The 18,841-nt window shown below is 45.2% G+C and carries 31 protein-coding genes; 28 read left to right on the forward strand and 3 right to left on the reverse strand.

The window, feature by feature from the left end; translation table 11 throughout:
• Window positions 1-107: 107 nt before the first annotated feature.
• From E6P06_RS00590 to E6P06_RS00605, 4 genes are all read left to right on the forward strand, one after another.
• Window positions 108-998, forward strand: coding sequence for a DNA replication terminus site-binding protein (locus tag E6P06_RS00590; RefSeq protein WP_007372144.1), 891 nt, complete (start codon window positions 108-110; stop codon window positions 996-998).
• 312 nt (window positions 999-1,310) lie between these two features.
• A complete protein-coding gene (locus E6P06_RS00595; protein WP_127649377.1) occupies window positions 1,311-1,691 on the forward strand; it encodes a type I-E CRISPR-associated protein Cas6/Cse3/CasE in 381 nt (126 codons plus the stop codon).
• A gap of 288 nt (window positions 1,692-1,979) precedes the next feature.
• A complete protein-coding gene (locus E6P06_RS00600; RefSeq protein WP_001333498.1) occupies window positions 1,980-2,237 on the forward strand; it encodes a helix-turn-helix transcriptional regulator in 258 nt (85 codons plus the stop codon).
• A gap of 170 nt (window positions 2,238-2,407) precedes the next feature.
• Entirely contained in the window at window positions 2,408-2,899 is a 492-nt protein-coding gene (locus E6P06_RS00605; protein WP_000217395.1) for a GNAT family N-acetyltransferase, read from the forward strand.
• Window positions 2,900-2,984: 85 nt separating this feature from the next.
• Here the strand turns inward: E6P06_RS00605 and E6P06_RS27800 are convergent, their stop codons facing one another.
• Entirely contained in the window at window positions 2,985-3,668 is a 684-nt protein-coding gene (locus tag E6P06_RS27800; RefSeq protein ID WP_008786796.1) for a hypothetical protein, read from the reverse strand.
• Between the two features lie 356 nt (window positions 3,669-4,024).
• Between E6P06_RS27800 and E6P06_RS00615 the strand changes: the two genes are divergently transcribed.
• The 5 genes from E6P06_RS00615 to E6P06_RS00635 all read left to right on the forward strand — a co-directional run bounded on the left by E6P06_RS00615 (window position 4,025) and on the right by E6P06_RS00635 (window position 6,528).
• Window positions 4,025-4,426: a hypothetical protein gene (locus tag E6P06_RS00615; RefSeq protein WP_008786797.1), complete on the forward strand. Its 402-nt coding sequence runs from the start codon at window positions 4,025-4,027 to the stop codon at window positions 4,424-4,426.
• 185 nt (window positions 4,427-4,611) lie between these two features.
• Entirely contained in the window at window positions 4,612-4,902 is a 291-nt protein-coding gene (locus tag E6P06_RS00620; protein WP_007372147.1) for a hypothetical protein, read from the forward strand.
• A gap of 77 nt (window positions 4,903-4,979) precedes the next feature.
• Entirely contained in the window at window positions 4,980-5,216 is a 237-nt protein-coding gene (locus tag E6P06_RS00625; RefSeq protein WP_007372148.1) for a hypothetical protein, read from the forward strand.
• A gap of 29 nt (window positions 5,217-5,245) precedes the next feature.
• On the forward strand, window positions 5,246-5,797 hold the full coding sequence (locus E6P06_RS00630; protein WP_007372149.1) for a hypothetical protein: 552 nt from the start codon (window positions 5,246-5,248) through the stop codon (window positions 5,795-5,797).
• A gap of 326 nt (window positions 5,798-6,123) precedes the next feature.
• A complete protein-coding gene (locus E6P06_RS00635) occupies window positions 6,124-6,528 on the forward strand; it encodes a hypothetical protein (RefSeq protein ID WP_008786799.1) in 405 nt (134 codons plus the stop codon).
• Between the two features lie 26 nt (window positions 6,529-6,554).
• Here the strand turns inward: E6P06_RS00635 and E6P06_RS00640 are convergent, their stop codons facing one another.
• A complete protein-coding gene (locus E6P06_RS00640) occupies window positions 6,555-7,544 on the reverse strand; it encodes a hypothetical protein (protein WP_007372150.1) in 990 nt (329 codons plus the stop codon).
• Between the two features lie 122 nt (window positions 7,545-7,666).
• Between E6P06_RS00640 and E6P06_RS00645 the strand changes: the two genes are divergently transcribed.
• From E6P06_RS00645 to E6P06_RS00720, 15 genes are all read left to right on the forward strand, one after another.
• Complete coding sequence (locus E6P06_RS00645) at window positions 7,667-7,990, forward strand: hypothetical protein (RefSeq protein WP_139934920.1); 324 nt, start codon at window positions 7,667-7,669, stop codon at window positions 7,988-7,990.
• Window positions 7,983-9,053, forward strand: a complete 1,071-nt coding sequence (locus E6P06_RS00650) for a phosphoadenosine phosphosulfate reductase family protein (protein WP_007372151.1) — start codon at window positions 7,983-7,985, stop codon at window positions 9,051-9,053. The genes E6P06_RS00645 and E6P06_RS00650 overlap by 8 nt, the downstream gene beginning before the upstream one ends.
• 109 nt (window positions 9,054-9,162) lie before the next feature.
• A complete protein-coding gene (locus E6P06_RS00655; protein ID WP_020996134.1) occupies window positions 9,163-9,480 on the forward strand; it encodes a hypothetical protein in 318 nt (105 codons plus the stop codon).
• Window positions 9,481-9,488: 8 nt separating this feature from the next.
• Window positions 9,489-9,824 (forward strand): PerC family transcriptional regulator, encoded by a 336-nt coding sequence (locus E6P06_RS00660; RefSeq protein WP_008786801.1) that lies wholly within the window; start codon window positions 9,489-9,491, stop codon window positions 9,822-9,824.
• A 383-nt stretch (window positions 9,825-10,207) separates the two neighbouring features.
• Window positions 10,208-10,669 (forward strand): hypothetical protein, encoded by a 462-nt coding sequence (locus E6P06_RS00670; RefSeq protein ID WP_009653863.1) that lies wholly within the window; start codon window positions 10,208-10,210, stop codon window positions 10,667-10,669.
• Between the two features lie 90 nt (window positions 10,670-10,759).
• Window positions 10,760-11,161 (forward strand): hypothetical protein, encoded by a 402-nt coding sequence (locus tag E6P06_RS00675; protein ID WP_020996135.1) that lies wholly within the window; start codon window positions 10,760-10,762, stop codon window positions 11,159-11,161.
• 199 nt (window positions 11,162-11,360) lie between these two features.
• Window positions 11,361-12,245, forward strand: a complete 885-nt coding sequence (locus E6P06_RS00680) for a hypothetical protein (RefSeq protein WP_007372154.1) — start codon at window positions 11,361-11,363, stop codon at window positions 12,243-12,245.
• Between the two features lie 79 nt (window positions 12,246-12,324).
• Window positions 12,325-12,852: a hypothetical protein gene (locus E6P06_RS00685; protein ID WP_007372155.1), complete on the forward strand. Its 528-nt coding sequence runs from the start codon at window positions 12,325-12,327 to the stop codon at window positions 12,850-12,852.
• A gap of 5 nt (window positions 12,853-12,857) precedes the next feature.
• Entirely contained in the window at window positions 12,858-13,163 is a 306-nt protein-coding gene (locus E6P06_RS00690; protein ID WP_032941601.1) for a hypothetical protein, read from the forward strand.
• Window positions 13,164-13,175: 12 nt separating this feature from the next.
• Window positions 13,176-13,628, forward strand: a complete 453-nt coding sequence (locus tag E6P06_RS00695; RefSeq protein ID WP_007372157.1) for a hypothetical protein — start codon at window positions 13,176-13,178, stop codon at window positions 13,626-13,628.
• A gap of 82 nt (window positions 13,629-13,710) precedes the next feature.
• Window positions 13,711-14,241, forward strand: coding sequence for a hypothetical protein (locus tag E6P06_RS00700; protein WP_007372158.1), 531 nt, complete (start codon window positions 13,711-13,713; stop codon window positions 14,239-14,241).
• A gap of 322 nt (window positions 14,242-14,563) precedes the next feature.
• Window positions 14,564-15,121 (forward strand): single-stranded DNA-binding protein, encoded by a 558-nt coding sequence (gene ssb / locus E6P06_RS00705; protein WP_008786804.1) that lies wholly within the window; start codon window positions 14,564-14,566, stop codon window positions 15,119-15,121.
• A gap of 55 nt (window positions 15,122-15,176) precedes the next feature.
• Entirely contained in the window at window positions 15,177-15,530 is a 354-nt protein-coding gene (locus E6P06_RS27525) for a hypothetical protein (protein ID WP_154050669.1), read from the forward strand.
• 277 nt (window positions 15,531-15,807) lie between these two features.
• Window positions 15,808-16,488 (forward strand): hypothetical protein, encoded by a 681-nt coding sequence (locus tag E6P06_RS00715; protein ID WP_007372161.1) that lies wholly within the window; start codon window positions 15,808-15,810, stop codon window positions 16,486-16,488.
• A gap of 27 nt (window positions 16,489-16,515) precedes the next feature.
• Window positions 16,516-16,830 carry a hypothetical protein gene (locus tag E6P06_RS00720; RefSeq protein ID WP_127649449.1) on the forward strand — a complete coding sequence of 105 codons (315 nt, stop codon included), beginning with the start codon at window positions 16,516-16,518 and terminating at the stop codon, window positions 16,828-16,830.
• Between the two features lie 17 nt (window positions 16,831-16,847).
• Here E6P06_RS00720 and E6P06_RS00725 read toward each other — a convergent pair whose 3' ends face one another.
• Window positions 16,848-17,195 (reverse strand): hypothetical protein, encoded by a 348-nt coding sequence (locus E6P06_RS00725; RefSeq protein WP_127649446.1) that lies wholly within the window; start codon window positions 17,193-17,195, stop codon window positions 16,848-16,850.
• Window positions 17,196-17,328: 133 nt separating this feature from the next.
• Here E6P06_RS00725 and E6P06_RS00730 point away from each other — a divergent pair, with 133 nt between their 5' ends.
• From E6P06_RS00730 to E6P06_RS00745, 4 genes are all read left to right on the forward strand, one after another.
• Entirely contained in the window at window positions 17,329-17,742 is a 414-nt protein-coding gene (locus E6P06_RS00730) for a hypothetical protein (protein WP_007372162.1), read from the forward strand.
• A gap of 62 nt (window positions 17,743-17,804) precedes the next feature.
• Entirely contained in the window at window positions 17,805-18,131 is a 327-nt protein-coding gene (locus tag E6P06_RS27805) for a hypothetical protein (RefSeq protein WP_223227020.1), read from the forward strand.
• Complete coding sequence (locus E6P06_RS00740; RefSeq protein WP_032951317.1) at window positions 18,121-18,465, forward strand: hypothetical protein; 345 nt, start codon at window positions 18,121-18,123, stop codon at window positions 18,463-18,465. Before E6P06_RS27805 ends, E6P06_RS00740 begins: the two co-directional genes overlap by 11 nt.
• Window positions 18,466-18,478: 13 nt before the next feature.
• Entirely contained in the window at window positions 18,479-18,778 is a 300-nt protein-coding gene (locus E6P06_RS00745) for a hypothetical protein (RefSeq protein ID WP_009653866.1), read from the forward strand.
• The last annotated feature ends 63 nt before the right edge of the window (window positions 18,779-18,841 follow it).

Consider the following 18,841-nt stretch of genomic DNA (forward strand, 5'->3'; position numbering starts at 1 on the left):
TAAACAAAACGAACTTGATATACTCGGTTTCGCTTGTTATGAGTATGTATGTACATACAGTCCTCCGTGCAGCGGAGGGAGTTTAGAGCCCTTTTTCGGGGATAGAAATGAATATCTCAACAACTTTCCAGACGCTGGAGAGCGAGATCACACAACTTCGTGGAGTGCTGGGTTCCCGGCTTCCGCTCAAGGCGAGTGTCTGCGTCCTGCCAGCCGTTGCTGATGGCGAAGAAGATATGGCCATCGAACACATCATGCCTGAGCTGAAACAGGGACACGATGCTGTCCATGCTGCCTGCGCGGCATACGCTGACCTGCATATCAGGGATGGCTATTCGCAGAAGTCCGCTCGGCGCACTACCGGCGTATTATGGTACGACAATACAGATGCGGAATTCTCTCAGCTGGTTACCCGTTTGGTGACATCCATCAACCAGCATAAAGAGAGCATTCAACGCCACATCATCGAAAACTACGGTGGTGATCGCCGACCGGAATACATGCGCTTCAACGCGCTGCATAGCGCCTGCCCTGGTGTCATGACCCTGCATCTCTATCGGCAGCTGCGTATGTTTGATAATGCTAACGTCAATCTGGTCAGTTTCGGCTGGAGGCAAAAGACGCTTTTTAGCAGGGTTAACAAAATCGAGTTGCTCCAGAAGATGGGCAAGGACATCGAGGAAGATGAAGATAAATCAGTCAGACTCAACTCGTTGATTAAGGCTATTGCGCGTGTACCGGAAGAAAAGCTTCGCTTACGCCGTCCGGTTAAAGTGCATCCAGCTGCAAACATCGCGATGGCTGATCCTGAACACCCCGACCAGATACTGCGTCTTTCTGCCGCTTCATCTATGCCGTTCATTATCATTCAGGATGAGCACGTGAAAATTCGGCCATTGCCAGAGTTCGTGGCCAATGAAGTAAAGCCGAGGAGTAACCGCCTCAAGACAGATGTGATCGGTATATTCCACGGCGAAAGTATCGAAATGATTCTCTGACCACACCGGCCAAAGGACTGGCCGTATTCCCCCCTCATAATTTCGTCACTCGCCGTCCATGCCATACCCTGAAACTAATATTGAAAATTCATTATGTTCAGCAAGGAATGTGGCGTGAAATACTTTGAATGTGCGCTCAGGTTCAGAATCGCCCCAGGTGACGTGTATGGGATCCACCAGCAACTGGATAAGGTAGTCCAGGAACGTTCTGGGTCGCGACTCCCATACACCTTCTACTCTCGCAAACAAAGTGCCTCCGACACCCAGGTTGTTCTGAGAACGGCTGTTGCACTCGGGCTCCCTGGCGAAGTCATGAAGGAAATCATGTTTGTGTCTGGCCAGAAAATTCGAATCTGCGGCTCGCTGGCCACTATTCGACGCGAGGAAGCTGGAGGCCGGAAAAGAGAGATTTGTCCACCTGCCCATGAACTCCCGGATTATATCCACTATCACCTGGAACGGGCCGGAGTGATCTGTGGACGGTTACGTATCGTTCGAAGCACCAAGTTCCATATTATTAAGCCCGGGAGCGTTGGCCGTACATCCCACAAGATCATTGTACCGATGAGCCAGTACGATGCTGAATGCGTGATTGAAGATGTCGGCGCACTTGAACAGGCATACGCTTTCGGGATCGGCAGAAAGCGGATATTCGGCTTTGGCTATATGAACAGCATCGAAGTGCTTTCCTGAACAGGCCATTAAGCATAGTTATTATCTGAATTTCAAACCGACTCGCAAACTTACGGCATTAACACTTCTGATACACCCTTTAAATGCTGTAAACTGTTGTAGCCCTTACTAAATCGTAAGAGTGGGGATTTGCAGCCCCGACTAATGACACGCCGTTCATGTACTTGAACGGTTCGCACTCGCTCGCCTGTTTTTTGTCAATGGTGGGTCGGGGCGTGGGAGCCTTACGGCTCGCCAGTCGTCATTAGCTGGTACTGCAAACCATGTTCCGATTCACCACCAAAGGAAATGGAGATGGAAAAACAGGACTGGCATAAGGCAGACATCATAGCTGCGCTACATAAGAAAGGTTTGTCACTTGCCTCACTGAGTAGGGCTAACGGTCTTTCAAGCAGCACTCTGGCAAATGCACTGACACGTGACTGGCCTAGAGGCGAGATCATCATCGCTAATGCAATTGGTGAAGAACCTCAAGAAATATGGCCAACCCGATATTTTGATAAGGCAGGAATGCCGATCAAGAGAATCATAAGAAAACCGGTTTAAATGAAAAAGGCTGGCATTTTTGCTGGCCTTATATACCTCCTGGCTCTGCTACTGAAACCACTAACACCGATCAAATGGTCATCAGCGAAATACCCCGTTCATTTCTATTGACCTCTTTACCTCCATGTAATCAAATTGATGGAATAATAACGGTTACGAGAGACAAACTGATGACGGTGTTATCTGCCCCTGAAATGCGCTTTGGAACCAAACAGGATGTTCCCTTTATCATAGCGGTGATTCGCGACGGTATGCGGGATGGGTATTTTAACTTTGATGATGATGACGGACTGTCTCAGTTCGAAAGTCAGATCTCAGAAGCCATTGCCAGGCGGGAACGGGGAGAGAATTGCGCCGATTTCTTGTTTGTCTTTGATGCTCAACATAATGGCGCAGCGATAGGTTTTGCCCTACTGACGGGCAAAAATGGTGCAAATGGACTTGCTTCACATCTGGAAATCAGGATGTTTGGTGTTACCAGGAGTCAAAGACAAAAAGGATTTGGGCGCTCCATGTTGCAAAGTATTCTGGATGCTACTCCCGGCCATAAAGTGGAGGCATCCTGTCTTCCTGCATCAGTTGTCATGGCCAGGATGCTGACTAATGCGGGTTTTCACGTCAAAGAGATAAGCCCGTTTGGAAAGCGTACTTTCAGACGCTAATGTAAAATTCAGATAAAAAAACCGGCTGACGAATTCAGTCGGTTTAGTAATCCTGCAAAAGGATGCTGGACAGCGACGGACGACTTCAGAGCTGTGGCAATGGCCCCTGGTTATCTTCAGTCGCAGCCTGGTCTTTATCCGGGGTGGCCGTTGCAGTCCGCGAGGCATCAAATGAGACCGTTGGGTCGCTGAGAGTCAGGATGCCAGTGTCTTCAACTTCTCGCGTTGTCAGCGTAAGCTCAGATTTACTGTCATCACACTTATTCGTTTTCTCCGCCAGTGCCTTGCACCAGATATAACGACCTCTCTGGGCATCAGAGACTGAAGGCTCTCCATATTTCTCGATCGCCGACTTCAGTAAGAGATCAGGGTTGCTGAATGAAAAGCGGATTTTGTAAGCCACCGGCTCAATGGGGTCAACTGCCGTATCGGGGATAAAATAGACCACCGTCTCCTGGTGAGCATCTCCCCAGAAAATACTATTCAATGAGTTGTTACTGTAGCGCTTTTGAATTTCTTCACCAGCAGACTGGCCAAGTTTGTCAGTGATAGCAGTGATCGCTTCAGAAGCTGTCATCCGCAGGCTTACCGGCCCTATAGAAAAAGACATAACATCAAAGCTATTCAGGGGGGTAATGGTGCTTTCTGGAGCGGTAGATGAATCGGGTACGTCATCACTGTACAGACTGTCATCCCCCGGAGAAGGCGTTACAGGTGCTGAATTTTGGATGTCAGGTGTGTAGCTGGGATCGGGAGCGTATAGGCCCATTGTATCATTCTGTACAGCAGAATATACCGAAGCGGTCGGCAGGACGGTAAGGAGCGCAAGGGCGCAGTATCCAAGGTATCTGGTCATATTCACCTCGTCAGTAGCAGTTGTCCTACTGTAACAGCGCGAGGTTTGAGAACATCATGGAAATGGGGTCAAAGCGGGGCGAAAAACAAGCCTGATTCACATGGCTTACGTAGCAGCATGGAGATCTCCTGAAGTCGGAGAAAATGAGTCAGATAACGCGAATATCGAAAATGGAACGAAGTACTTAATTACCTAACAGGAGGTACATGTTAACCTGACGAACATTGCTTACTGCCTATTTGTAGATTCAGGCTACAGGGAGAATCCAAGTGCCAAACTGCATACCCCTTAATCCGGTATTACCTAAAAACTTCGACGATACACCTAATGAAAAGCGCTCAAAGTCTCAGCTTGATGCCTGGTGGGATCATCCATATGGCATTACTTGCCCGGACGGGAAAATCACTGTTCGATGCCTGAATGGAGGAGCTTGGGATCGTTCGACAGTGCTGGGAGTAGCGGACAATTACGAAGAAGCCTGCGAGCTCGCAGAGCGCGAGCAATCAGCATGGGTCAAACGCCGTGCGGAGCCAATATTCTACTATAGCGGTGAAGCTCCATTCAGAGCGATAAGGGATGCACAACGTCCTGATCAGGAGCAGACCTTTGTCGCGTCTTTTGACACGCAAGATGAGCTAATCAGCTGGCTTAATAGTCAGAAAACCAGTTAATACCAAGTCTGGAAGTCTGCTTCTCAACAGACTTCCACATTTGATTATCAAGCTCCCCATAATTTGGGTTCAGTATAAACATTCCATTACGTTCTATTCCCCTCATTACATTCATCTATCCGTAAATTTCGTTAGCCAGCACATCGGGGTGATACTGATGTCAGGTAAACAAAACGGATGCAAAAATGCAGACATGTTCGGAAGTCCTGGCGGTTGAAATATTCAATCAAGTTGGACGTGAGGCAGCTATTGCTCAATATAACTTAATTTGTGAAATAGCCCAGCGACGTTACGAAGACAGCCTGGCCAAATATGGTTCCGTGCCAGCTGGTTTCACCGCGCTCAATTTCCTCCATCCGGCAGAACTTCAGGAGCGTTACATCCTGGGGTTGGGAATTCAGCTTTGTATCGATGAGCAGCATGAAGCCAGGGAACGGGTTTTAGCTCGCTGCCTGGCAAGAAAAAGGGCCGCATAAACAGGTGATAAAACAACTCAGCTATAGCTGAACACGCACTAATTGGCTATGTTAACAAAACGAACAAGGTGGCGATTATGTACAGTGAATCTATCGATCGTGCTATCAGTATCCTCAAGGACGCGGGCGAAAAAATCGGTATGGAACTGGGTAGTAATGTGACATCTCAGGAATCAGAACTGCTTGAGGATGCGCTGGTGGGCCTGACTAAAGTTAAAGGGCAACTCTGCGGTAATCACTCCTTAACTGATGTAAAAGCGGACGTCGTGCCTTTTAGTCTCAGTTCGACGAAGAACGTCGATAGCCCGCATTAATTAACAACCACCAACTGGACGGAAGGGATATGACTGAAGACAACGCCGGTAGTGTTTCTGGAAAAGCACAGAACGCCCCAAAAGCAAATGCCCACCTGGACAGGCTCTTTGATTTCATTGTGACAGAAATCAAAGAGCAGGGTGCAGCACCGTCTTACGAGCAGATCTGTTCTTCTCTGGGGTATTCAAAAGGGCTCGTTTCCCGGCGTATCCGGCAGTTGCATGACCAGGGACGAATCATTATCGATGGTGAAAGAAAGTCTATGACGCTGCGCGTAGCGAAAGGACAAGGTCATGATGACATTGCCGAACTCCCGGACATGACCAGTGACAGGAAAGCAATCATCACGTATGTCAAAAAATACATGAACAGAAATGGTGGCCGTGGGCCATCAGTTCACGCAATAGGGAAAGCGCTCGGCTTCTCGAATAACAAGGCGCGTAGACATGTGGACTATCTCGACGAAGTAGAGAGGGTACGTTACAGCCCTCATCTTAATGAAGTAATCGTTATCAATCAGGGTGATTACGTTAAAATTACCCAGGACAACGATGAACCACCGAGCCCGGCAGAAGGTTAGCCATGATTCGCATATGGAGAGAAGTTGTAAACGTAAAGGTTCAGGACGGGAGCCGTAACGGACGAATCTGGTTTCTTGAACTTTCGTGTGGCCATCATGCTGTCAGACGTATACCTCGATTACGTCTGCATAATCTGACGCAATTCGAACGACTTGAGCCACCAGCTAAATGTCACTGTGTATTGTGTGAAATAGATGCTATTGCAGGACAAAAATAGCAATAAACACAACATAAAAGCCCTCAATTTGTCCCCATTGTTTTTAGCCTGACAGCATTGGTACTGATAGCCTAATCATATTTAAACGCATAACCCTATGGTGGACATATGAAAAAAGCTGTTTTTGGCCTTTTAGCACTATTGCCCTTCATAACCAGCGCAGAATCGATCGATCCGAACGATTTCTATGCTCAGCAGCCTTCTCAAAACTACCAACAACCTGCTGCCAGCGAGCAACAGGACGATGCTGACAATTCCAGTGACCAGACAGCTGCGATCGTATTGAACCTGGAAAGTTACAAACCGCTGGGGAATTTTGTAGTCCCCCAGGGAGTAGAACGCCCATTCATTGGTCTTATTAACAGCAAAATTTTCATACTGTCTGAGCAACCAGATAAACGCTTGGCTGGCCTATGGATAGGTCGTAGTCAGGATGGTCGTGAAGCACTTTGTGGTTACCTGAACAACAGTATGCAGGTCAGAAAATGTTATTACATCTTATATCGTGAGTAAAAAATGGGGCCGTAGCCCCATTTATTTTAATGTTTGAATGAGGGTATAAAGGGTATTACTGGATTTGTTCCTAGCGAAGCTAATTCGTTAGGCGCAAGATAACGTCGCAGTTCAGTAATCAATATATCAACTGATTTATCCCAGCCATCTCTCACAATGTTTAGAATGTGCCGAGCTGGATAATGTGTTAGAAAAGGATGGTTGGGGCCAAATTTATTAAGGTGTTCAATAGTACCTATTGCATCGAGATAATCTGTAACAAGATGGTGTTCTGACTCAAAAATAGCGACAAATTTATAACCATCAGCAGCGTTTACCCACTGGCAAGTACAGTCATTAAGCTGAAATTGATTAGAACGTTTTTCCCCCTTGGGTTTAGGATTGACTCCAATACCAAAAGACAAATACAAACCTTTCCTTCCCCAGAAGGCCGGTCTCTTCAAGTCCTGACCATTGTTTCCTTCGACCTCTCCAAGAATGCCAAACAAAGTAGCTGATTCTTGGTTAGGATTCGTTCTCATACGGAAAAGAATGCATAGATCTGCAAACTTTAAGCTATTATAAACTGAATTATAAAAGACATTCTCATGGCCAAGTAGATAAGGATTATGCTCTACCGCAAAATTAGTGCCACTTCTAAAGTCACGGCAGCTAATGAATACACCAAACTGGCTCATATTAGCGAGGATATCGACATTGCGATAATCAGACAAATTAATAAGTATAGTATTTAAGACTTCTCTACCTTCATAACTCATCAGATAGTGGCAGAGCAAATTTTGTAGACCGAAGTTTCTGAACTGATCTTTAATTAAAGAAAAATATCCTTCACCAGCTAATGAAACTAGGTTTCTCATTGTTGGTGTATGTTTCCCCATGAGAGGGGAATTAAAACGTACCTTCATCCGGTTATTATCATAAAGGGTTTCAATAATTGAGCAAAAGTGCATCGCCCAATACGCGTTGTTATCACCAATTAAACCGGGTTTCACTACAGTAGTTTTAGAAAAATCCATTCTGTCTCCAAAGCAGTAATCAGTCACTCATAACACGATATTTGCAGTGAAAGTTATATCTGTAAGCAAATTTCGTCAGCTGTTAGCGTCGTATTAGGCTTAGTAAAAAGCCGGAGGTAGATATGCCTAAAGACGATGTTGCAACAATCATAATCCAGAATGGGTTGACGCATAAAGTAAATGTGATCTGCAAATTCAGCGCACAAATCGACAATCAAATGTTCTCATTCATCATCCATCGCACATTAAGCGTATGTCGATATGCGCTTGTCTGTAAGGTAACAGGCCAAAGAATTGCAGTTCTTGATACCAGTCGAGTAAAGGCACTTGGTATGGAAGCAGCAGGTAAACTAGCGCTATCAGATCTGGCCTCATCATTAGGCGAGACTAGACTTGCTGCGATTCTGACAAATTCACTTCAGAGCAGGAGCGCGGCAAGTGAGTGATTTAATCGACGATAACTTTATTATTCCTGCACTGAGTAGCATAGCAGGCATCACCACGCCACTATCAGGACAAACGTACAGGAACGCTCCAGATATCGACATATCTTGCTATGACGTGATAATCATTTGCCTTAGCGGCGGAAAAGACTCCATAGCCTGCCTTCTCCACTTAATTGACATCGGGGTCGATCTGTCCAGGGTGGAACTCTGGCATCACGATGTTGATGGCCGCGAGGGAAGTACTTTAATGGACTGGCCATTTATGGCCGACTACAACCGCAAAATAGCTTCAACATTTCAGATACCGTTGATGTTCTCCTGGCTTCAGGGAGGAATGGAAGGTGAGATGCTGAAAGAGAATGGCTACAGTCGCCCGCAATGTATCGAAACCCCAGATGGATTAATAATCGCGGAACGTGATATCCAGCGAAGCACTCCCGCCACGCGACTTCGGTTCCCTCAGCAATCACCAAGCCTTAAAACACGTTGGTGCTCATCAGCACTAAAAATTGATGTTGGTCGGCGAGCACTCACAAATCAGAGACGCTTTGACGGAAAAAAGGTGCTTTTTATTACGGGGGAAAGGAGAGCGGAAAGCTCTAATAGATTCAATTACTTACAACTGGAGCCACATACCAGCAGTTGCAAAAAAAGACAAGTTGATGCCTGGAGGCCAGTACTTGAATGGTCTGAAGAACAAGTCTGGGAGATTTTAGCAAAACATCGTGTTACAGCCCCAGTACCGTATCGTCTTGGATGGGGTCGCAGTTCATGCTTAACGTGTATATACAACAGTGCTCGCATATGGGCAACCATCAAACATTATTTCCCCGAGCGTATTCACGCAATGGCCAACTATGAAAACCGCTTTGGGGTCACTATCAGTCGTAAACGAATAAATGTTCTGGATCTAAGCCAGAATATTTCTCCTATTAATATCACGGATGAGGAAGCGCTGCTGCAAGCGGTAAATCCGGTCTATACATTGCCCGTCATTAACATGTCAAAAGAATGGGTGCTACCTGGTGGGGCGTACAACCGGGAGAAATGCGGGTCAGACTAATTAGCCATCAGCGATTTATAGCTGAGATTTCGTCACCTGAATATTACGTGGAAAATAGATATCAAATAGCAACATTGATACAGGCTTAACCGCCTCTGAAGGAAATATTATGACGATGGTAACGGCCAGAAATTGTACTGAAACACGGTTCAACCAGTTATGGGATGCTCTGCATGAAAAAAGCAGTGCGGAAAACGAATCCTTGTTTCAGCAAGAATTGCATCGCTGCCGCAGTAAACGTCAGCGAAGTAAACTGGCCGGGCGATTCGCCGGTGCCTGGCAAACCTTATTCGATGCCTTCTGTGAAGGTCGGGTCTTCTGCTCACTTCTGGACTCGGTTATCCACCAGGAGAGTATCAGCGAATGGCAGGTTGAAGAGTTAATCTCATTCACTTCTGCCCAGATGTCGACTCTATACAAAGGGTAGAGGTAGATATGGGACAAAGAAAATGTGCAGCAGCGTTCCTGCTCGCTGAAGAAATGTACCAGATACCAGCGACCAAATCGGTGATACTTGCCCGGGACCTGGAAGAAAGAGGGTTGTATCTCCGCGCTGCCAGGCAATGGGGAGAGGTCATGTTTGAACATACCCAGTGTACTGAGTACATTGTTGAACAACGGGAACGTTGCATTCGGTTATCCAATTCTCGCCATGAAGACCGTATCAGACAGCATGAGCAGGCAAGTGATCTTCAATATATTCACAAGCATATTAATGATGTATACACACGGATGGGACTAAAAGACGATGGTGTCTTTAATACCGCCTGATTTGTCGACCTTTTCCGTTCATTAAAAAATGAAACTGAGGAGAATGAGCGCACTCTTGACTGATTTTGACGGAGGATTACGTAAGTGGTTAAACAAAGTTTATTTGACCTTATAGGAGCTACCACGGGCCCAGAGCGAGATCTGTTGATCGTAAGCCTTCAGTCTCTACATCGTGAACGAGTAAGCTCATACAATGCATTGTGTACAGCCTGCTCAATCTCTGGAGATAAAGTCCCGCCAATGTCTTTATTCGGCATAGACGAGGTTACTGATGCACTACGCCGGTTAGGTGCATTACCGATCAGATAGTTCTTCAAGTAGTCAGGGTGAACAGGTTTGAATTGATACAAACGGCCTATGCTGAAGAGGAACAGAGATAACTGATGAAAACAAACGAAAACCTGCTGAACAGCATTGGAAAAAGTATTCGAATGTGGCGAGATAACTGCTTCCCTCCATTTCAGCGAGCGTATGGAACATGGTTATTGGTTCTGGTTTCGGTTAATGCCGGGATATGGTTTTACATAACCTCTGACTGGTCTGTACAGTTCGTCGGCAATATAGCAGGGCTCTTGGTTTTCCCAATGCTGGGTCGAAAGGTTTTTACAAAACGCGCCAGATCTTGGCAAGAAGAACTGGATATTAAGCTGGCAAAATACAAACCGCATAACATAGCTGCATGGAGGGAGTTGCAGGCTTATGCCTTGGAATCCAATACGCTATCTTCACAAATTGTTGAACGGTGGTATTTCAAAGAGCGGGAATTTATCAAGACGGCCCAAAAAGGGAAGCCGGGTAGTTCTGAACTCAAATTTCTCAAGAATAATACTGGATCAAAGCCTTAAGGAATCTGAGAGCCGGTGCGTAATGCAGAACCCACAGCCGAAGGGTTTTGGGAGTTAAACTGATACAGCTTTTACCGTGAGGTGGGATTTATGTCGAATGTCTTGCAGAAAGAAAACATCATCATGTCTCTGCCTCATCGTGACTGGAGTTGTGAAGTCATCGAGTGCCGATTAAAAGTGTGCCCCGTACCTGACGAACTCGACAGGGGGAATAACATCTTTTTCATCGTGGAAGACCTTTACCAGCTACGCGAGAACAGTGAATCACTTAACGTGCTTGGACAAATTCTGGCGAAACGTTTCCCACACATACCACCAAAAAGAATGCACCTTGTGCTGCACCGACGTGATGTGCAGAAAGCTCATGGAGTAGCCATCCACCTCTACCGCTTCATGCGTAGCGAGAAAGAAAATAACCGTAGTATTTTCATTGGTCGTAACCCTACTGAAGTTTCCCAGAAGACGGCATACGCCTCGATGTGCATTTTCTGACCACCAGCTGTTGAATCGTCACAATAGCCGACATAGTCGGCTATTTTTTTACGCTAAGAAAAACCATTTATGCCCACAAATTGCGGTTGAAAAAGCTATTTATTTTTGGGTGCAAAACGTCCTCATTCTCACTGTAACAATAAATTTCAACATGTGATTATAGTGAGAGTCGAAGCTGAAACATGAATGGTGGCTACATATGCATGATCTCCAGAATTCGTTAACTAGCAAAAATACCAACATTATCCGTGCTGAATTTGAAAATATGCTTTCTGCGCGTGGAACATCTATCGTGCGTTTTGATACCAACGCAGGGGCGAACAGCGGCGAGTATATAGGAAAAGGAATTCAACGTGAGTGGGTTGGGTATTTGCTAAACCATACGAGTTCTGGCCATACGGTCAAGGCATTTGAACCGGTGTATTCTATTCCTTTAAAAATCAGGCCAGACCTTCAATCCAGAAATATTGCAGACCACCAGACTAAAGTAAAAAAGTTATTTGAAAGTTATGATGAAGCGTATCTTACAGCCGCTATAGACTCAGAAGAGTATTGCAAGCCATTCTGGGTTTATCAGAATGCAGATGACGGTCATTACTCGATCAGTACTCGCGGTTTCAAAAATGCAAATGCACCTGCAAGCATTCCGAGCGATAATCGCATTGATATCGCTCAGATGAAAATGGGATATCCCATGCTCGATTATTGCCATAACATTATACCGTCCTCAGTCGTGCGATTAGGATTTAATGGGCGAGTGTTTACGCAAGGTAAGTATTATTACACCAATGAAGAGGTTTTCAGTTGGTTGTCCCGGAACCCGGATAGCGCAGTTTTCATTACGTTCCCAAAAGTTAACCAGACTGATAGATCTGAATTGATGTCAATTATGAAACGAGAATTCCTGAATTCGTGGGGTTTATTCTCATATTATCGCTGGCTGGGACGCAGCACCGCATTACTGGCATTGAGCCCGGTCAGTTCTAATGCTTCTGTTAAGTTAAGAAGTAGCAATGCACACTTCTTCAAAAATGCAATGCTGGCTGTTAACACGATCATTCCTAAAGGTAACGGAATTTCGTAATCGGAATAGTTACCGTTAGAGTGATTTAAAGATCGATTCATTCTGGAAATTGAACGAAGAAAATTTAATGGGAGTAACTATGACTGCACTACGCCGTATCTCAACAGAACCAAGCTGGACTCCAGTTGGCATCCGGGGCGAAGGGTTACCGACTAAAGCAGGTGTATACCGTTTTATTGTTCCCCGGGAAGCCGATAGCTCAGAACATATTGAGTTTCTGGCGTTAGTGCGCTGGCGTAAACACGGTGTTCATCAACTGTTATTTCCCACCTTTGAATACATCGTATGCGACGAGAATATCGTGCTCCCAGAAGGCACATGCTGGCGTGAACGCGAACCGTGGGATCCAGATACGCTGGGGGAAACCGAGTTCATCATCGTTCCTGAAATGAGCGCGGGTGCTCAACGCTGTCCGTTCTGCAAAGAAGTTCCGCGCATCGTTGGTGATAAATACAACTTTGAGTATAAGGAAAACTACATCACGAAAATGCCTCACCGGTTTAACCGCCTGTGGTTCAGCTGCTGTAAATGGGTTGCTCCTGTGCCCACTTCTGGGATTCAGTCACTGATTACGGCCTGGAACAAAATGCTCGGGTCATCCCGGTAGGAGTAATGATGAAATGTGCGTACCTACGAAAGTTTCTGATCATTGCTTTCATAACCGGCATTAGCGGATGCCAGAGTCTCGGAATAGGGTTAAGCCTGGATGAGCGCTACCAGAAGGCTTATCAGAAAGTACTGGCTGACCCTAATGACGATAACATTAAGACTTTCATGAAACTCAGCCAGGAAAAAGGCGAAAGAGACATGCAAGAGGCAAATTCAAAAGCCGCAGCCGACACTCGTGAAAGCGATAAGGGGTTTACTGAGTATTTTAAATCATATGGCAACGATGGATTTAAGCGGGCCAGACAATAAGAAAGAGGTCATATGTCATTACAGCAATCGCATGAAAATCTGGAGTTCCTGAAGGGGGCGGTCTGGTGCGCCGCAAAACTCGTTCAGGAAATTGGCGATTCAAAAGGTGCAGCTATTCTTATCACAAACTTGCCGGTTGGAATTTTCCCTCAATGTAGCGAAAGGGATTTATTTGTTCTGAGGCAATATGTCAGGAAAGATCTGCCACTTGGTATTGATGCCGAATATAGCGATATCAGGCCGGTCTTAATTGATTATCTGGGAGAGCCAGTAGACCTTCCTGAGTGTGAACTGGATAATTATGAACCGGCTCCTGGTGAAATGCTCCGCTGGGGAGTAACTGGAGATCTCAGTTCCGGGACACGATGTGTGCTGGTGGATAATCTTGCTTATCTCGCTGAAGCAATTGGTATCAGCAACGCACTAAGGCAACAGGCCGCAGAGTCAATCCAGCGCACCCTGTGATTAGTGAGTCGCCCCGAATTTCGTAAGCAGCATAAATGCCCTTAATCTTTATCCTACATATTTCAGGTTGTTGGGGTTTACCATGTACAAAGACCATTTTCCACAAGCGTGTCCTTCATCGATAAAAGAGGGCCAGTCATGCTGGCGGGTATTTATTGATATGGACGTAGACAACCCGTCGAAAATAAAAACCAGCGTCGAATTAATAGAAGTTGGCGTAAAAACAATTCGAATGAAAAAGAATGCGGCAGAAGGCAGTGAAAAAACTGTTTTTCTTGTGGATAAAATCCCTGGAATCACATTTATCAAAATTCGGCCTAGCGACAAAAAGCCAAGCGTCTGGAATACAAGCATCAGCAGTTTCTATAAACATGACGTGGAAATCGGGAAAACATTCCCCGTTGGTATCAGAACGACTAAAAGCGCTGCGTTTCGTACAGCAACAAAAAAAGTTGAACAGAGTATGCAAGAATACACTGATACTATAGCTAAGCTTGAAAACGACTATGTTAAGAATGAGACGGAGATTGCTGAGTACAAAAATGAACTCGCTGCTTACCAAACAATACTCCAAACCCTAAAACGTATGGCAAAAAGGCATCTCAAGCAATAATACATTTCGTCTCTTTTCAGGTAAACAAAATGGAAACACAATGTATTTTCATTGCAGGTTTCAAAAATTGTTTCACTCTGGGCCATACATGTTTAGTATGGGGACATAACAAAGAGAACGCTGGCGAGTACGCTGGCATAAAGATCACCTTTCCCGGCCTGGCCGGGATTTTTTTTGTCTGATGTGCCGTCCTTCTCACCACAAACTTAATATCCTGACTATTTTTATGGATGTGCAGTGCAATTATTTAACGAATTACCATTCGTCACCAGACCGGACAGGCTGATAATAATGTCATCCGATACAGAGCTGGGGAGGGTGTATGACTAATCGTGGCTATAGCAAAGTAATTATCGAAGGTACTGTAGGCCGTGAGCCTGAAATCCGACAACACCCTACCCACGGCATCTACGCAAAGATTTATGTAACAACATCTGAGTCCTCAATGGAGGATAAATCTGGTCTGGAGAAAATTACGGAAGAACACTATCAGATCATTTTGCTTGGTCAATTTGCTGATGTGGCCCGCAATCATCTTCATGTCGGGACAGGAGTGTACCTGGAGGCCCAATTGCGTACCCGCCTAATCAAGGAGGATGGTAAAGAACGCTTCTTTATGGACGTACTTGTCAACCCCGTGAAGGGGCATGTTCTTCGCAAAGTCAATGTAGGCGGTAATAAACTGGTGAGTCGTCACCTCCAGCAGAACCGTGGGCAGGATCACCGGCAGAATACCAGTTATAGCCGCAGGCCACAAAACACGAACGCGAGGCCAGCAACACCACGCAACTCGCCCCCAACAATGGAAAATTATTATTTGGGAAATCAGGATGAAGTTCCAGGAAGCACTGGTGCTTATGGAACTGAGATAGCCTTTTAATGATTAGCAGCATATCTGTTTTAATTTGTATCATAACTAATGGGGAATTATTGCCGTGAATGAATTCAATAACGCACTCCAGACGATACTGGAAAATGGGTCTATGTCATATGGCCAGGCTGCTATTTATGCCGGTGGTGCAATTTGCGTTGCGGCCCTTTTTTCGGCGATACTCAGAAGTGGACTACTGGTAATTTTGGGAATTGTCTCAGGCTTTTATCTGTTCAGTCTCAACACTCCAGACAGTACACTGGCGTATACTGCTGCTGCCTCAGACCGTCTCATCGAGCAGGTTAAAGCTGTCGGTGGATGCGCCACTAGACACATTGAGGATGCGCAAACTCTGGGTATCATCATAAAAAATGGCGATGTTATCGAGATAGCAAAGCAGTGCGGTATTATAAAATAATAACCGTAGCATATTATGATTGATGAATGCCTGAATGGTAATCTGCTCGCGGATTACCATTATTTTTTGAGATGTCTTATAGAACTTATCTAAAATTACATACGACTGTCATGACAGTATAAGGTCTTTATGAAAAACGTCGTCAAAACTTTACTACCCTCAGTGAACACTGGTGATCAAGACGAAAGCGTAAAATCGGATACGCTGACTGGCACTACTAAACCCTGCGACCACGGACTGGTTCATAATCATCTTTTAGGGCAGGAGGCCTGTTACTATGCCAAACACTAACGACTCGCTGACAGGACTCAACGTCGAGCTCGTTGGTGCATCGAAACAAGAGTTTACTCTCCTCACTGAAAACCATCTGATGCGCCGCATCATAGTGGCTTTATCTGAGTTAATGCGTAACGCGGAAGGCGTGATGATTGATTCTCATGTTTACCCGTGGGATCAAGTTCTCCCTGCTGCGATGGACATTCCATCATCCAACGCTTCTGATGAAGAGATACAGAACTGGATGATCAGTGCCTGTAAGGAGTGGCAGTGCGAATACAATCGCCGGGTTCAGTCGTTTACCGCATCAGAAGTAAAAAGCAAAAGCGACACCGAGAACGATAACCTATTCCTGCTGAATATCACCAACCTAGCCCATATGCTGATTGACCGGTTACTGCCGTTTGTCAGTATCGAGGAGATTAATCATGAGGATCCAGATTTACTCCCCCAAGTTATTGATATCGTGAATTATATGGTTGGTGTTATAAATGGTACAACCAGCACACAACAAGTCAGACAAGAATTGTTTACTGCCGGTGCTGATGACGCAGTATTTGCACTCAAACTAAAGCACAAAGAGCTAACCAGCCGGGGTGAAGATGCTGGATGGCTTGAAGAGGCAATGAAGATAATCGAAGAAAACAAACGCCAATCCATCGACTTTATGCAGCGCAGCTAATCGTTCCCATAATAAAAGGGTAATGCTATGAGTAAACATCTGTACTGTATTAAGGGTGTTTTAAAACCCAGGAAATTTTCTGTAAGTCTGATAAGAAATAAACTTAGCTCATTTGGTTTAAGGGGAAGTACTCTTCGTAGCGAAACCGCTCGCATTCTTGCCGGGCCAATAGATGGTATTAAGGGTACGTATCCCTTCGGCTGGTCAGAAGAACATTTTGACCGCAGGATGAAACGCATATTCATTCGCGCCGGTAATGCTTCCAGACTTTCTGATAATCGTCCATTTGCATTAAAACGACGCAGCGCTTTAACTATCAGTAAAAAGTATCTTTCTGTGTAACCACCAGCAGACGAGTTTTACTCGTCTGCCTGGCCCCATGCCTCTAATCTTCGCACCCGAAATGAAGTTGCCTGGAGTTCTCCTGATGAAGTTAACTCAAATGAAACTGTAAGATCGTTTTTGTTCCGGTACTTCCATACATAGCCATTTTGCTGCAATGTTTTGAGTGACTTACGTAGGTTGGGCTCAGCTACATCCTGGCTGTCTGGAACAGAGTTAATAAACCCCAGCAACCTGGTGAATGGCACTATCGCAGTGCCTTTTTCTTTGCACAAAAGAAGAAGTACCAACGCATCCTTCTGAATACGGGAAAAGCGCTCCAGGCGATGTTCAGTACCATCTCCCTGCATATTGGCATTGTTCATAATCAACCTAATCATATGGGATATGATTAAGGTTAAAAAACACCCCCCGTTTTGTCACCCTTTTTTTTTCTTACTCACCACTTAAAGCAGTAAGCTCAGTTCGATAAATCTGAATTAAATAAGGCGAGGTTATATGAAAACGAAATTATTGCTGGCGCTAATTGCGGGATCGACTTTCTGCATCAATATTGCTGAAGCCAATATTCCTCTTAGAGCAGATGGAAGTCCGGCAGCGGGGCAGACACCAACTCAGTTCATTCAGCTTAAAAATGAATGTCCTGAATGCGTCATGGTCGCAACTGATGTAGTAAAGATGCGTAGCGATAGCTGTAAACAGCAGGCATCCATCGATTCTACAATCCTACAGGATCCTGTTTACGCATATCTCAACAGTATCCGTCTGGTAGTTGCCGGGAATGGTGGTTATGCAAGTCCAATCTATACATCCGCCCGTCAGGTCGTAGCGTCAAACATCAATTGCAGTGATGCAAACGACTGGGTAGCGAGAAGTAAAACGGTAATGGATAACACCTTCAAAACGCCGTAAACAATCCCTGAATATTTCGTTGCAGTAATGCTATCCCGTAGTATGACGTTAAAGGCGGAGCTTTGAATCGGGAAAAAATAACTACTGCACTTAGAGGTATTTATATGGGTCGTCACTTTACTGGTCTGATTGATAGTTCGCAGCAAAATTTTACAATGCCAATCCGTCCGTATGGACGGAGCCGCATGGCTGCAAAATTAAAAGGAATCTCCCGATTGAAAAAATCTGAAAAGCATGACGATGAATATCCTGATGAACTCTGGAAATTTATGAGTCCTTCAGAGAAAGCTAAATTTCTGGTCGCGGATGTATTTTCACGCAGTAGTAAAGACTCTTCCGCCATTCAACCGGGAGAACATAAGCAAAAGGAGCATGATAATGAGCACTGATAATTTACTAGCAGAACTCACTTCAAAAACAGGCCTGACAGAAACGGAACTTAATCGGCAGGCATTGATTATCGGTTTGATGGCATTGTGCCACCCGGATGCTATTGCCGGTGATTTGGTGAGCGCGGCACTTACGGGGTCATACTCAGATAGTACTGATAAACTACTTACCCGTGGTGATAACGCATCAGACAGTGTGTTGATGTCCATGCGTATCTTACTTCACCGGTTGAGTAAGTATGAAGGGTCTGATGGCAAAGTAGGTCAGATCAATAAAATGATGCACCGACTCGGCTACTTTAAGGCATCCGATGTGTTACGCGAGGCTCAATAAAGAGGCTCAATTTATGTTCACCATGACGAATTTCGCGTCCAATATTCTTGACATGGTTTTTCTATCAGAAATGGAAGGGGAACTCATTTATATAAAAGCGCTTAGCGGCGTTACTGGTTACGTTCCTCAGATCCATCTTTTCCGCCTCCAGCTTATCGCATTTGATATAGGTTGGTACTACGAGTACAGATTGAATTCAGGCAACCTCATTATAAAGGAAATTGTTGAGGCCATCACATCTCTTGGATGTGCTTTAAATGAATACCAATGGCAGTTCGCGTTTGAATTAGGTTATCGCCGTCACCACAAATAAACTTCATTTTTTCATAATTTGCTATTCGTCACTTGATTGACCGGGGGTACGATTAATTTAACA

This window comes from Citrobacter sp. CF971, from assembly GCF_006385635.1.
GTDB classification, from domain to species: Bacteria; Pseudomonadota; Gammaproteobacteria; order Enterobacterales; family Enterobacteriaceae; genus Citrobacter; species Citrobacter freundii.